11 protein-coding genes and 1 tRNA gene are annotated in these 14,248 nt (G+C 42.9%); 5 read left to right on the top strand and 7 right to left on the bottom strand.

Features of this window, described 5'->3' with window-relative positions; genetic code table 11:
* Positions 1–26 precede the first annotated feature (26 nt).
* The 3 genes from VB836_RS10285 (at position 27) to grxC (ending at position 1,705) form a co-directional block, all read left to right on the top strand.
* Complete coding sequence (locus VB836_RS10285) at positions 27–803, top strand: PspA/IM30 family protein (protein WP_323219274.1); 777 nt, start codon at positions 27–29, stop codon at positions 801–803.
* A gap of 290 nt (positions 804–1,093) precedes the next feature.
* Entirely contained in the window at positions 1,094–1,360 is a 267-nt protein-coding gene (locus VB836_RS10280) for a hypothetical protein (protein ID WP_046278493.1), read from the top strand.
* A 27-nt stretch (positions 1,361–1,387) separates the two neighbouring features.
* Entirely contained in the window at positions 1,388–1,705 is a 318-nt protein-coding gene (gene grxC, locus VB836_RS10275; RefSeq protein WP_323219273.1) for a glutaredoxin 3, read from the top strand.
* Here the strand turns inward: grxC and menD are convergent.
* Positions 1,702–3,447, bottom strand: coding sequence for a 2-succinyl-5-enolpyruvyl-6-hydroxy-3-cyclohexene-1-carboxylic-acid synthase (menD, locus tag VB836_RS10270; protein WP_323219272.1), 1,746 nt, complete (start codon positions 3,445–3,447; stop codon positions 1,702–1,704). The two genes, grxC and menD, sit on opposite strands and share 4 nt — an antisense overlap.
* A gap of 224 nt (positions 3,448–3,671) precedes the next feature.
* On the opposite strand from menD, the gene VB836_RS10265 reads away from it, so the two are divergent.
* Both VB836_RS10265 and VB836_RS10260 read left to right on the top strand, forming a co-directional pair.
* Positions 3,672–6,350 (top strand): DNA polymerase III subunit alpha, encoded by a 2,679-nt coding sequence (locus VB836_RS10265; protein WP_323219271.1) that lies wholly within the window; start codon positions 3,672–3,674, stop codon positions 6,348–6,350.
* A 117-nt stretch (positions 6,351–6,467) separates the two neighbouring features.
* Complete coding sequence (locus VB836_RS10260; RefSeq protein WP_323219270.1) at positions 6,468–7,814, top strand: helix-hairpin-helix domain-containing protein; 1,347 nt, start codon at positions 6,468–6,470, stop codon at positions 7,812–7,814.
* Here the strand turns inward: VB836_RS10260 and VB836_RS10255 are convergent.
* The 6 genes from VB836_RS10255 to gshA form a co-directional block, all read right to left on the bottom strand.
* Positions 7,811–8,359: a peroxiredoxin family protein gene (locus tag VB836_RS10255; protein WP_323219288.1), complete on the bottom strand. Its 549-nt coding sequence runs from the start codon at positions 8,357–8,359 to the stop codon at positions 7,811–7,813. The two genes, VB836_RS10260 and VB836_RS10255, sit on opposite strands and share 4 nt — an antisense overlap.
* Before the next feature lie 129 nt (positions 8,360–8,488).
* On the bottom strand, positions 8,489–9,085 hold the full coding sequence (locus VB836_RS10250) for a peroxiredoxin (protein WP_046282439.1): 597 nt from the start codon (positions 9,083–9,085) through the stop codon (positions 8,489–8,491).
* 190 nt (positions 9,086–9,275) lie between these two features.
* Positions 9,276–9,348: transfer RNA gene (locus tag VB836_RS10245), tRNA-Met, on the bottom strand.
* A gap of 301 nt (positions 9,349–9,649) precedes the next feature.
* Positions 9,650–11,794, bottom strand: coding sequence for a peptidoglycan DD-metalloendopeptidase family protein (locus tag VB836_RS10240; protein ID WP_323219269.1), 2,145 nt, complete (start codon positions 11,792–11,794; stop codon positions 9,650–9,652).
* A 555-nt stretch (positions 11,795–12,349) separates the two neighbouring features.
* Complete coding sequence (locus tag VB836_RS10235; protein WP_323219268.1) at positions 12,350–12,814, bottom strand: tRNA (cytidine(34)-2'-O)-methyltransferase; 465 nt, start codon at positions 12,812–12,814, stop codon at positions 12,350–12,352.
* Between the two features lie 165 nt (positions 12,815–12,979).
* Positions 12,980–14,134, bottom strand: a complete 1,155-nt coding sequence (gene gshA / locus VB836_RS10230) for a glutamate--cysteine ligase (RefSeq protein WP_323219267.1) — start codon at positions 14,132–14,134, stop codon at positions 12,980–12,982.
* Positions 14,135–14,248 lie beyond the last annotated feature (114 nt).

The following is a 14,248-nucleotide window of genomic DNA, read 5'->3' as shown; positions in this document are numbered from 1 at the left end:
TAAACCGTTGAAGGAAAAACAGCGTTATGGGACTATTCGATCGGATTAGCCGTGTCGTTAGATCGAACCTAAACGATATGGTCAGCAAGGCTGAAGATCCAGAAAAGATCTTAGAGCAGACTGTTATTGAGATGCAGGAAGATCTGGTGCAGCTCCGTCAGGCGGTGGCACAGGCGATCGCTTCTCAAAAACGCAGCCAGCAGCAATATAATCAAAGCCAGTCTCAAGCCAATCAATGGCTGTCTCGCGCTCAACTGGCTCTGCAAAAGGGAGATGAAAACCTCGCTCGAGAAGCTTTGCAGCGTAAGAAAAGCTATGAGGAGCAAGCCAACACCATTAAGGCTACGCTCGACGGGCAAACTACTCAGGTGGAAGCCCTCAAACGCAACTTGATTCAGTTAGAGAGTAAAATCTCTGAAGCGAAAACCAAGAAAAATATGCTCAAAGCCCGAGCGCAAGCGGCTAAGGCAAATGAGCAGTTACAGGGAATGCTGGGCGGTATTAATACCTCGGGCGGAATGGCAGCTTTTGATCGCATGGAAGAAAAAGTCCTGCAAATGGAAGCTCGTTCTAATGCCGCAGGAGAATTAGCAGGTGCAGACTTAGAAAGTCAGTTCAAAGCACTGGAAGCCGGAAATGTGGATGATGATTTAGCGGCTTTAAAAGCGCAAATGCAGCTTGGCCCTGCTCAAACTCAAGCTCAACTCCCCCCCAGCCAAGCTTCTACTCCCCAAACTCCCGCCCAAAAAACAGAAGTTGATGCTGAGTTGGAACAGTTACGCAAGGAACTTGACAACCTTTAGGCTATTCTGGGGCTTAGAGATAGCGTTCAACTCTGGCTCTTTGTCAGGGATTTGTTCAGGTTTTCTGAAAATCAGCAACTTGACACTGATAAAGAGCCACTGTTTCCAACTCTCCTCGTAAATTTTCTGACTGAAAAATAAGTTATAGGATTGATCCCCAGAAAAGTCACCAAAAAAGCTTGTACTTTCGGGGGAGAATCAGGAATAATAGGCTTGAGTCGTGTAATTCTCAGCAATGATTGACCCCGTGTTACACCAGTCAAGCTAATCTATCGTTTTTTTATTGAACAATGTCTAAAGTTCGTCTACTGATTCTGAGTTCCTTTGCTTCTGGGTTCGGTTTGTGTTCTATTATCTTTTCTGTGTTTACAATGGCTTCCGAGTTTAGTTTTGGTTCTATATTTCGGTTTCTCCTCACGACTATTTTTTTCGGGATTAATATTTTGTTTACTGTTCACTACTATGCTTTGATGCTGCGAGAGTTTAAGTTGTTGCATCGAGTCAAAAATGATATTAAACGAGTGCAACCCAATTTATCATCCAGTCAGATCCGCTAAAATAATCACTCAACAAACCCTAAAATTATGTTTGATTTCCTTAATCCTATCTTGGGAAGACATCCCGAACAAGTGAAAGCGAATGTTGAAATTTATACTTGGCAAACCTGCCCCTATTGTATCCGAGCTAAATTATTATTGTGGTGGAAAGGGGTTAATTATACTGAGTATAAAATAGATGGCGACAATGTTGCTAGAAATCAAATGGCTGAACGGGCCAATGGGCGGCGTAGTGTTCCTCAAATTTTTATTAATAACCAGCATATTGGCGGATGTGATGATATTTATACACTCAATAGCCAAGGACAGTTAGATCCTTTGTTAGCTGAAAATGTAGCCGCCTAAGACTCTAAATTGACTGCAAATTTATTGAGTGTGTTTAGCCGCCATTGTGCGTCTAGTTTGCGGTTTGTCGGAATTTCTAACACTCTAATTCCTTGTTTGGGTAGGGGGTTTAGGAGTTGTTTGAGTTGATGCCAAGTTTGGATTTTTTGATAGTCTACGCTGTAGGTTTTACAGAGTTGAGCAAAGTCAATGTGTTGAGGAGTCGCGAAAAAGTCTTCAAAGGGCGGATTATATTCTGCAATAGGTAACAGTTCAAAAATTCCGCCCCCGTTGTTATTGATTAACAAAATTGTTAGATGTCCGATGAATTTATTTCTCAACAAAAAGCCGTTTGTATCGTGAAGTAAGGCTAAATCACCTGTTAGTAATACGCTACTTTGTTGATGATGAGCGATGCCTAAAGCGGTAGATAATGTACCCTCAATTCCGTTTGCACCTCGATTAAAAAAGGGTTGAATTTTTAGCGCGTTGGGCATCCAGAAAAATTCTACATCCCGCACAGGCATACTATTAGAGATAAATATAGGCGTTTGAGGCGGTAATATTTGCGGCAGAAGCCAAGAAACTTTGGGTTCTGTTAAAACTTCAAAACTTGTCATCTCTCGCTCTATTTCGCCTCTAACAATGGCTTCCGCATCTTGCCAAAGTTTCAGGTAATTTTTGTTAGTATTTTTCGGTTTAAGGTTGGATAAACTATCAGAAATTTGTTCGATAGAATATCGCAAATGAATCGCTGAATTGTGTAATGAATTGAGGTTTTGATAGGTTGGATCGATAATATAGGTTTGAGGTGAAAGCTTTTCTAGCCAAGTTCTTAGTTGTTTGCTGGTTGGTAAATCTCCGACTTGAATAATAGTATTAAAACTGAGTTTTTGAGCGTGTTTTTGATGGCGTAAAATTAGGTCATAGGTTGAAATTAAATTCGGATTAATTTTAGCATGATTTCTAACTGGAGATAACCCTTCTGCTAATACAGGCCAGTTTAAAAATTGGGAAAGTTTAGCAACTGCTTGACTATATAATTGAGGAGACTGGGGTTGAGCGACTCCCGCAATAATTAAGCCTTGTTTACAGGATTGCCATTTTTCCAAGTATGGGTTTAAATTAAGAGTAGAATTAACGGGTTGTTCTGGAGAAACCGTCGAGAAGAAATCAGAGGGAAAAGTTGCTTCTAACTCTAACGCTGCGGCTTGGGGGACGGGTATTAAAGGGTCACGAAACGGACAATTAAGATGAACTGCCCCCGGTATCGGACGCTGCGATCGCTCCCAAGCATAGATTAGCGTTTGCCGCAGGTAAGATAACAGTTGAAGTTCTAAAGAAGGGGTTGCCAATTCGCTCTCCCAAGTGGGATAATTACCGTATAATTTAACTTGATCAATCGTTTGTCCGGCGTGACAATTTCGCAATTCTGGAGGGCGATCGGCTGTTAAAATCAGCAAGGGAACTCGACTTTCTCGGGCTTCAATTACAGCCGGATAATAGTTCGCCCCTGCCGTCCCAGAGGTACAAACGAGAGCCGTTGGTAAGCCTAATTTTTTAGCAATTCCTAACGCAAAAAAAGCGGCAGAACGTTCATCGAGAACGGGGATAGATTCAATATTCGGATGTTGAGCAAAGGCAAACGTTAGAGGTGTTGAACGAGAACCGGGGCTAATAATCGCAGTCGTTAATCCCAGTTGATGTAACGTTTCAACAAGAATAGAAGCCCAGACAGTATTTGTATTGCGAAAGTCGATCATAAATCTATTATACTGAAGTGAACAAATCTATAGTATGATGTGCGCGGGCTTGTGGAAAACTGTTAACCGTGAATATCGATTATAAACAGGTTTTTAGAAGGAAAAATAGATGGTAGGGGCGGGTTCACATCGATTTCTAACTTCCCACAGAAAACCTGACTAAACCTGCCCTTACTCCATAAAAATTCTACTGTAAAACTCTCTATAAATTCTATAAAACAATTATGTCTTTTGTTGGTCTGCACATTCATAGTGATTATAGCCTGTTAGATGGAGCCTCTCAATTACCCCAACTCATTGAGCGAGCCGTTGAGTTAGGAATGCCTGCAATTGCTGTTACCGATCACGGCGTTATGTACGGTGCGATAGAGTTAATTAAACAATGTCGCAACAAGGGAATTAAAGCCATTATTGGCAATGAAATGTATGTGATTAATGGCGATGTGACTCAACAACAACGGGGACTCAAAAAATATCATCAGGTTGTTTTAGCGAAAAATACAAAAGGCTATAAAAACCTCGTTAAACTGACAACAATTTCTCATCTGAAAGGATTTCAAGGAAAGGGAATTTTCGCCCGTCCCTGCATTAATAAAGAGCTTTTAGAACAGTATCACGAAGGGTTAATCGTGACAAGTGCCTGTTTAGGCGGTGAACTTCCCCAAGCCATTTTACAGGGACGTTTGGATGTCGCCCAAAAAACCGCGAAATGGTATAAAGATGTATTTGGTGAAGATTATTATATAGAAATACAGGATCACGGTTCGCCTGAAGATCGAATTGTTAACGTAGAATTAGTGAAAATTGCCCGAAAATTAGACATTAAAATTATTGCAACCAACGACTCTCATTTTATTTCTTGTTATGATGTAGAAGCTCACGATGCGCTACTTTGTATTAACACCCAAAAACTGATTTCCGAAGAAAAACGGATGCGTTATTCGGGGACGGAATATCTAAAATCAGCCGAAGAAATGGCGCAGTTATTTCGCGATCATTTACCCGATGATGTAATTCAAGAAGCCATTGCAAATACCCTAGAAGTTGCCGGAAAAGTTGAACCCTATACCGGAATTTTGGGAGAATCTCGTATTCCTGACTATCCCATTCCACCTAATCATACATCTGATACTTATCTAGAAGAAGTCACCTGGATAGGATTATTAGAACGTTTAAACGCCAAGACTCGTTCAGAAATTTCACCTGTATATCGAGAACGTTTAGAGTATGAACTGAAAATGATGCAAAAAATGGGATTTTCAACCTATTTTTTGGTGGTTTGGGATTATATTAAATATGCCCGAGAAAATAATATTCCCGTGGGGCCAGGTCGAGGGTCTGCCGCAGGTTCTTTAGTCGCTTATTCGTTGAAAATTACTAATATTGATCCGGTTCATCATGGGTTATTATTTGAGCGTTTTTTGAATCCTGAACGGAAATCAATGCCAGATATTGATACCGATTTTTGTATCGCTAGACGGGATGAAATGATTCGGTATGTGACGAACCGATATGGCGAAGATAAAGTCGCTCAAATTATCACCTTTAACCGCATGACGTCTAAAGCGGTTTTAAAAGATGTCGCCCGAGTGTTAGGAATTCCTTATAGTAAATCCGATCAAATGGCGAAATTAATTCCGGTATCTCGAGGAAAACCCGCCAAATTAAAAGTAATGATTTCTGATGATACTCCATCCCCGGAATTTAAAGCCGCCTATGAAACTGAAGAGGTTGAGATTAAAGATGATAAGGGAGAAATCGTCGGAAAAATACCCGTGCGTCAGTGGATAGATATGGCAATTCGCATCGAAGGAACCAACAAAACTTTCGGGGTTCATGCGGCAGGTGTGGTGATTTCTAAACAGTCTTTAGATGAAATTGTGCCTCTACAACGAAACAATGATGGGGCGGTGATTACTCAATATTTTATGGAAGATATTGAGGCTTTGGGATTGTTGAAAATGGACTTTTTGGGATTGAAAAACCTAACGATTATTCAGCGAGTTGTTGAACTGATTGAGCAAAATCATCATTTTAAAATTAATCCAGATCAACTTCCCGTCGATGAACGCAGAGCTTGTCAAATCCTCGCAAAAGGCACAGCAAAAAAACTACCGCAAGATATTCAAAATACCTATAAACTATTAGAACGAGGTGATTTAGAAGGGGTATTTCAGTTAGAATCTTCGGGAATGCGGCAAATTGTGAAGGATTTAAAACCGTCTAATATTGAGGATATTTCCTCGATTTTAGCCCTCTATAGACCTGGGCCATTAGATGCGGGATTGATTCCTAAATTTATTGATCGAAAACATAAAAGAGTCCCCATTGAGTATGAACATCCCTTATTGCAATCAATTTTACAAGAAACTTATGGGATTCTGGTTTATCAAGAACAAATTATGAAAATGGCGCAAGATTTGGCGGGATATTCGCTAGGAGAAGCGGATTTATTACGTCGGGCGATGGGGAAAAAGAAACTCTCAGAAATGCAGAAACAAAGAGAAGCCTTTATTGATGGTTCAACTAAAAATGGTGTGAGTAAACAAATTGCTGAACATTTATTTGATCAAATGTTAGCTTTCGCGGAATATTGTTTGAGTTATGATACCGAAATTTTAACGGTTGAATACGGGCCTCTACCCATCGGTAAAATTGTAGATAAAAAGATAGAATGTACGGTTTACAGTGTTGATAAAAATGGTTTTGTTTATACTCAACCTATCGCCCAATGGCACAATCGAGGAAAACAAGAAGTCTTTGAGTATTGTCTTGAAGATGGTTCAATTATTCTGGCGACAAAAGATCATAAGTTTATGACAATGGATAATCAAATGCTACCCATAGATGAGATTTTTGAAAAAGGGTTAGAATTAAAACAGGTTAATGCAGATTCGGTATAAGTCAAGTGAAAATTCTGAACTATAACCAACTTGATATTCAAAAAAAGCAAGAAATTATACTTGCTTTTAAACAACGAAAAAGGCTCAAAATAGAAGAGATTTTAAGGAGTTACAAACATGGTTAAAATTGTTAGTCGAAAGTCTTTAGGTAGTCAAACCGTTTATGATATTGGCGTTGAAAAAGACCATAACTTCCTGCTGAAAAATGGTTCGATAGCTTCCAACTGTTTTAATAAATCCCATTCAATGGCTTATGGGTTCGTTACCTACCAAACGGCTTATCTCAAAGCGAATTATCCCGTTGAATATATGGCAGCCTTGCTAACAGAAAATAGCGATAATACCGACAAAGTACAAAAATATATTGACTCCTGTCAACGGAGTTTAAAAATTGATGTGATTCCCCCAGATGTGAATCGTTCGGAAGTAGATTTCACACCTTTTGAGGGTAAAATTATCTTTGGCTTATCTGCAATAAAAAATGTCGGAGAATCCGCGATTGAAAATATTTTAGTGGCTCGAAGAACAGGGGGTAAATTTAAGGATTTGGCTGATTTTTGTAGCAGGATAAACTTGCAATTTGTGAATAGCCGTGCTTTGGAATCTTTAATTAAATGCGGTGCTTTAGATAGTCTGAACAAAAATAGAAAACAGGCGATTGTTCACTTAAATTTATTAATTCCTTGGGCGCAAGGAAAAGCTAAAGATAAAGAAATTGGTCAGGGGAGTATTTTTGATTTATTAGGAGGAAACACCACAACGAATACCAACGAAGACGCACCTAAACCTCAACCAACTAATGATTTTTCGACTCAAGAAAAGTTACAACTTGAGAAGGAATTACTCGGGTTCTATGTTTCTGAACATCCCCTGAAATCGATTATTAAAGCCAATCCGATTGAAGATGCAATTACGTTACAAGATTTAGCGGAACACAAAGGAAAAAAAGTTAAAGTATTTTTGGTGATTGTAGAAGTCAAGCGCCATGTTACCAAGAAAGGGGAAACGATGGCTTTTCTAAAAGTTGAGGATATGAGCGGACAAGCGGAAGCGATTGTTTTCCCCAGAACTTTTCAAGAGATTCTAACTTCTCTCGAAGAAAACAAGTCTTTCTTGGTAACGGGTAAAGTCGATAAGCAGGAGGAGAAAATTCAGCTTATTATTGAGGAAGCGGAATCCGTTGAACACCTTTTGCAAAGCGTTAAACCTACCGAAAAACTACCCTCAGTTAGACTCTACCTAACACCCGAAGAAATCGAACAAACATCAAAATTAGATAATCTGAAAACGATTTTAGAGGATTATAATGGAAACCCAGACCAGAAAAAATACCCCGTTGAAGCAGTCGTCTCCAACCAATATTTAGTGAGATTTGGTTCTCGTTTTTGGGTCGAAGATCGAGAAGGAATTGTTGAGCGCCTCAAAAGTAGTCAATTTCAAGCGAGTATTTTTAACGATGACTAGGTGGTGAGTTTGTCGAGTTCCCCTAATAGTTTATCAATACCTGCGTTTGACTCAAAAAAGGAAAATAAATGTTGATAACGGAGTATTCCGTCTCGATCTAAAACAAACTGAGCAGACAAAGGCGCTCCTAATGCTTGACCCAATTTATACCGTCGAAAAGTATTGCAATTCGGGTCGGACAATAAGGGCATTTTTAAGCCCAAATCTTTAACCACAGTTTGACTTTGTTGCTCGTCGGTGCTGGTAATCATCAACACTTCAACCCCCCGTTGTACAAACTGTTCATAGTTCGTATTCAGAGCTTTAATATGGGGGTAACAAAGCGGACAATATTGTTTTTCGGTAAAAATGCGAGTAAACGCCAAAACAACCGGACAGTTTCCCCGATAGTTTGACAGACGAACCGACTGACCATGAGTGACATCAGGCAGTTGAAAATCCGGTGTCTTTAAACCGATTTGTAGATAATAGGTCGCCGGAATCGGTAAAAAGTTCTTGAAAAAGCGACGATTGAATAAGCCACTAAAATCAGTAGAAGTCAGCATCATTTTCACCAGTTAACAATCAAGAATGAGTTGGGGTGACGGCTCACAGAACAAACCGTTATATTTATATATATACAATTGTCTATGATTTTCCCATCCCCCTGACTCATTCTCAATGAATAACTCAGATTAAACCGCAGCAAAGAAGTCCTTAGACTTCACAGGGTCAGGAATCATCGTCTTTTCACCAGGCTTCCAACCTGCCGGACAAACTTCATCGGGATTGGCTTGCACGTACTGAATGGCTTGCAGGGTGCGTAAGGTTTCATCCACGTTGCGACCAAAAGCAAGGTTGTTGATGGTTGCGTGTTGGATAACGCCTTCTTTATCAATGATAAACAGACCCCGCAGGGCAATTCCCGCTTCTGGATCTAAGACATTGTAAGCTGCACTGATATCTTTCTTGATGTCAGAAACCAGGGGATATTTTAAGTCACCGACTCCACCGGATTTGCGATCAGTTTGAATCCACGCTAAATGGGAGAATTCACTGTCAACGGAAACACCCAGGATTTGGGTATTGAGTTGGGTGAATTCTTCGGTGCGATCGCTAAATGCTGTAATCTCAGTCGGGCAAACAAAAGTGAAGTCCAACGGATAGAAGAAAAGGACAACATATTTGCCGCGATAGTCAGACAGCTTGATCGTTTTGAATTCTTGATCGATGACAGCAGTTGCGGTAAATTCGGGTGCAGATAAACCAACGCGAATGCACTCTTCTGCCATAACGTATTTCTCCTTGACTTTCTCTACGATGATGTCCCATTCAATCCGATTAGGAAGTAAATCCTCTGGATACTTCCTCGGGTTTACGAATTGTTACGAGGATATCATACTCGAAATGACTACAACTACGCAAGCTATCAAAAAAGCACGCTCATTTTTTACAGAGACGCGCTTTATTTCGAGTATTAAATGGCTCCGGCTGGATTTGAACCTGCGACCTTGGGCTTATGAGTCCCCTGCTCTAACCACTGAGCTACGGAGCCAGAGTTTCATCAACAATTTTCAATTATAGCAAAACCCGATTAAAAATTGCAAGCCCTTCGACTGAAAAATTTTTGAATCTGAACAGTGAACAGTGGGAGTTCAGGAGTTCAGAAGACAGCAAACAGTCTTAGGAAGAAAAACTGTTCCCTGTCTTGCAAACTTTGCTCTCTTGCAAAGTTCCTTCAACGCGGGGAACCCGCGCAACGGACTTTGCGCTCTCGCCGGAAACCGCGCCCGCCGCAAGTTTGCGCTGTTCCCTGTTTCCTGTTCCCTGTTCGCTGATCCTTTGAAAAATCCGTCCTATCGTTGAGACAGATTATCCGGTTCGTTGGGAAGAAGAGCCATCGGATTGACAGCACCTTGTCCAGAGGGATGAATCTCAAAGTGTAAATGGGGGCCTGTACTTCTACCCGTGCTTCCCATTTCCGAGATTTGATGACCCTGGGCGACCTTCTGACCAACACTCACCAGAACGCGATCATTATGAGCGTAAAGCGTCAAACTGCCATCAGGATGCTCAATTTCCACCAAGTTTCCGTAGCCGCCACTGTTCCACCCAGCATAAGTCACGACACCGGGAGCCGCCGCAAAAATCGGTGTCCCAATGGGAGCCGCAATATCAATCCCTTGGTGCATCCGTCCCCAACGCCAGCCATAGCCCGACGTTAAAATCCCTCTCGACGGCCAGATATAGCCATTAAACCGCATCGTACCCCCAGGAAGATAGGTATCCGGGCCTGGAAGAGGCGGTAAATCGGGAGAAACAATCCGCCCGAGAGCCGGATTTTTCAACGGATCATAAGCACTTGAGCCTAAAGGTGCCGTAGCCACCACAGACGGATCATCCTTTTGGCGTTGGGCTTGCAGTTGTTCAGAGGGTTGCAGCGAAGCAGCACCGTCTTGAGTGGCTAACTCAGCGACAGGGATAGACTGTTCAGGAGGTTGACTGTTTCCGCCTGCAATCTCTTTCTGACGCAGATAAGCATCAGGATTGAACTCTGGATTAACCCGACGCAATAACAACGGTTGTTGAGCGTTAGTAGGCGTAAGATCTTCGGGAGACGACGGTTCATCAGGCATCTGTTGAGAAGCATCAGCCAACAGTTGCGCCTGCTGGAGCTTGTATTCTTGGCGCAATCGATCAACATCAGCCCGTAAACGACTGGTATGGACCGAAGGAGATTCACCCTTGACACCAGAGGACTTCGCCTTGAGATCGACAGTTGAGGAAACCAGTTGAGCCTGGAGTTGGCCACGAGCAAGCAGAGTTTGACCCGGAATCGCCGTCGGCTCGGTAATCGAACCGGAAGTTTTCATCATCGCCAGTTGATCCAAAGAAAACTGACTCTCGGGCTGACTATTAGGCGTGAGGGTGTAAGGCTGCACTCGGCTCAACTGATTGCCAATCGGTTTAGAGGTTTTGGACTTCAGCTCTGAGGAAAGCTCAAAAGGCTTAACCGCACCATTGAGTCGGGACTGATTCAATCCCAAACCATCGCTTGTTGGAGTTGAAACCGATTCTTCTCCCGATGGGGATTCCGTTTCTAAATTTTGAGAACGTCCAAACTGATCAGGCTGATTTGAAGAGGGGTTCTGAAAAAGGGAACGATGAGAAGATCGTTGGGGAATTCGGAGATTTTGATTGGCTTGTATTAAATTGGGATTTTGGAGATTATTCGTTCTGATAATCTCTTCGACAGAGACATTATAACGACGGGCAATCTGAGCGAGGGTTTCCCCCGAATTAACGCGATAGACAACCGAAACGGAGTGATCCGTTAATTCCGATTCAATAACAATCGCTCCAGGCACTTCAGGTGTAGCGTAGGGCTGATTTGTACCTGTCGTCTCGGGTAAGGTGTAGTTGGGTTGCTCGGCTCTAGGGGCTGATGAATCCCCAAAAGAGTTCGAGAGCGCTCCACCAGAACCCACAGGAGAGGAATTAGGCTGGCTGCCATCGTCGGGTGCGGATGTTGGCGAATCTGGGAGTGATTCTGAACCCACAACCGGAGCTTGAAACCCTGACTCTGACAATTCGGCTAAACCGGATTTGGGAGCTTTCACAGACTGCTCTCCAGGCTCGAAGGCGGAATCTTCTGTATTCGAGTTTTCGATCGGCCTGGATAAATTCCGCAGCAAAGAAGGTTGCCATTCGGAATCCTTTACGGGTGCAGTTGCCTGATTTTCCCCCGTTTGAGAGTTGGAGACTCCATCGGAGGAGGGCTGCATTTCTGGAGTGAGTGTCGCCGCAGCAGTGGGTACTGTATTGGCATGACTCCCTTCAGGCCAGAGAATACCGGAGGCGATGGCTAGACCCAGAAAAGCAGCCGAGGTGTATGCCTTACTACTCCCTGAGAATGTTGCCTGCTGTGCAGGTACCACTTTAGCCTCTTTTTCCTTGGCATCCGTGGCAGGTTGGTCTGAATGTGGAACTGTTCCTTTCAAAGAACGACCTCCTATGGAGAAGCGTTTAACTGTCCTTGGTTTATTCAACGAACTCACATCAGTGATATTTATCACTTTTAGAACTTGATAGATCTCACTGAAAGTCATCAATGCTTACGTCAGGTTACCCTGCTTTGTTCATTTCGGCAAGTTATTTGTTCGTTAGTACAATCGCTTCAAGGCCGATTGCTGCCAAATAATAACTGCCGAATTGCCCAATCATGATCACAATAGGACGCTTGATTGACTAAGAGTCCAGATGTGAATCTACACTAACTTACTCGAAAAGTACAACTATCTTTTCTCGGCTACCCGACTGGGACGGGTGAGTCCTATTTCAAGTCTATTCAACCCATTTGGCAGCCGAACTGACCCCAGAATAAGACTTAAAGCCTCGTCCCCTGAATTGAGGAGCCGATTAACGATGAATAAAATCTATCACTTATCAAGCCAATCTCCATCCGGGAACTTATAAAAAAAAGTTATCTATGTTTTCTGATTTTTGCGTTTAAATCACTGCATCTTTTGGAAAACATAAACTCTCTCTTGCAGGGACTAGGCCTTGAAAAAGCCTAATTGTCTACGAGCCTCAAATAAGCCTATCGCTACACTCACAGATAGGTTTAAGCTTCGCACACCTGGTTCATCCATCGCAATAGAAGTTGTCACATCACAAGCCTCAAGCACCTCGGGCGGCAGTCCGGCGGTTTCACAGCCAAACAGCAGCCAATCATTGGCTTGATACTGAAATTCGATGTAATTCTGCTGACCCCGTTTACTAAATCCAATCCAGCGTCCTCCCCAATATTGGTGATACCGTTTAAAGGCATCCAGGTCGGGGTGAAATTTCAACGGAACATAGGGCCAGTAGTCTAAGCCAGCCCGCTTTAAATCGCGATCGCGAATTTCAAACCCCAACGGCCCAACTAAATGCAGTTCTGTACGGGTAGCGGCACAAGTTCGAGCCACATTACCCGTATTGGGGGGAATCTGAGGTTGAATCAAAACAACACGGGGCATGAATTATCCATCATCAAGGTTTGACTTTCAGCCAGGCACAGTCACAGAAATAGAGGAATAAGGAATTCTCTTACGAGTTTGCCAGAAATTTGACCCGAATTCATAGTTTTTCTTTATATTTCCACGAAAAGTTGAAAGATAAGATATTCTAAACTTTTATTACGCTTATGCAACCAGAGAAGGTTGACACAATTTGTCTTCAAACTCTTGTTCCTGCTGTTCCATCTCAATGATCGCATTCTGCACAATCTGGCGACTACTCAACCCCTGTTGATGCAGTCTCAACCATTGTTGAGCGGTATTTCCCTCTTGCAAAATTTTCTTCACCGGAGACAAAAAGCAGCTAAAGCCTTGCTGTTTCGCAACAGGCCTGACTTCTTGATAGAGTTGCTCGATCCAATCACGAGCCAAAATCACTTGGCCATCTTTCCAATGTCGCAGGGGAGCGTCTAAACTCAGACGAGCGGCGGCGGCTTCATTTTCTTCGGTTAAGGTCATCAAGTCGGAAGCTCTGCTACTGGCTGGAAAATCACTTTGTTCTAGCGGATCAAGGCGGCGATCGGCAAACATCTGCCACAGTCTGGCTTCTAATAAGGCTGTCACAGCCAGTAAGGCCACCGGGTTAACAACTAGATCACAAATTCTCAGTTCGAGGCGATTGAGATTGTAGGGACGCCGATCGCCATTGGGTCGCACAGACGACCACAGATGACGGACATTGTACATGGTTCCCAGTGCCAGTTGTTCTTCCGTCCAGTTAATATAATGAGCGTGACTTTCAAATAACGGAACGTGTTGAGGTGTTTGTGGAAAAACAGACCAGCGTGTGGAATGATTGCCTGTCGGTTGGCCGTCGAGAAAGGGAGAGGAGGCACTCAGGGCTAAATATAGCGGCGCTTCCACCCGAACTAGACGAATCGCTTGCATCAACAGTTCCGGGTCACTGATGCCAATATTGATGTGAATGCTGGAGGTGACAACGGTTGTGCCGTAGGTTTCCTCGATGTGAGTATGATAAGGATTGTTGGGATCGGAGCGATAGAAGGTGTCGCTCTCACCCAAAGACAGGGTACTTCCCGGAATGAGGGTATAGTTTCCCCATTGCTTGAGAGTCTCTCGTAGCGATCGCCTGGGCTTGAGCAATGCACATAACAGGCGATCATAGCTGTACAAAGGTGCTGTCGTATACTCGACATTGCGAGTATCGGGTTCTCGCACAAATCCCTCGAGTTCAGCGACAATCCGATCCGAAAGGCCGACAACTTCTCCTTGAGGACTGCCAGTATACATTTCTACTTCAAAGCCTTTTGACAATAGCACGTTAATTCCTCAGTTCGGCGTTTGGTGGCTAGAGGTGAGAGCGCCATCTGAACTTAGAGCTAGGTAGAGGGACTCGATTCAGATACTACGGATTCAAGCCTCTGTTTTTTTGGG

This window comes from Limnoraphis robusta BA-68 BA1 (genome assembly GCF_034932365.1).
GTDB classification, from domain to species: Bacteria; Cyanobacteriota; Cyanobacteriia; order Cyanobacteriales; family Microcoleaceae; genus Capilliphycus; species Capilliphycus robustus.
The sequence above is the reverse complement of the archived record's forward strand: the minus strand, read 5'-3'. Positions and strand labels throughout refer to the sequence as shown.

Coding starts and splice junctions, on each gene's coding strand:
- VB836_RS10285 (WP_323219274.1), top strand. CDS start 27: ATGGGACTATTCGATCGGATTAGCCGTGTCGTTAGATCGAACCTAAAC.
- VB836_RS10280 (WP_046278493.1), top strand. CDS start 1,094: ATGTCTAAAGTTCGTCTACTGATTCTGAGTTCCTTTGCTTCTGGGTTC.
- grxC (WP_323219273.1), top strand. CDS start 1,388: ATGTTTGATTTCCTTAATCCTATCTTGGGAAGACATCCCGAACAAGTG.
- menD (WP_323219272.1), bottom strand. CDS start 3,447: ATGATCGACTTTCGCAATACAAATACTGTCTGGGCTTCTATTCTTGTT.
- VB836_RS10265 (WP_323219271.1), top strand. CDS start 3,672: ATGTCTTTTGTTGGTCTGCACATTCATAGTGATTATAGCCTGTTAGAT.
- VB836_RS10260 (WP_323219270.1), top strand. CDS start 6,468: ATGGTTAAAATTGTTAGTCGAAAGTCTTTAGGTAGTCAAACCGTTTAT.
- VB836_RS10255 (WP_323219288.1), bottom strand. CDS start 8,359: ATGCTGACTTCTACTGATTTTAGTGGCTTATTCAATCGTCGCTTTTTC.
- VB836_RS10250 (WP_046282439.1), bottom strand. CDS start 9,085: ATGGCAGAAGAGTGCATTCGCGTTGGTTTATCTGCACCCGAATTTACC.
- VB836_RS10235 (WP_323219268.1), bottom strand. CDS start 12,814: ATGCCCCGTGTTGTTTTGATTCAACCTCAGATTCCCCCCAATACGGGT.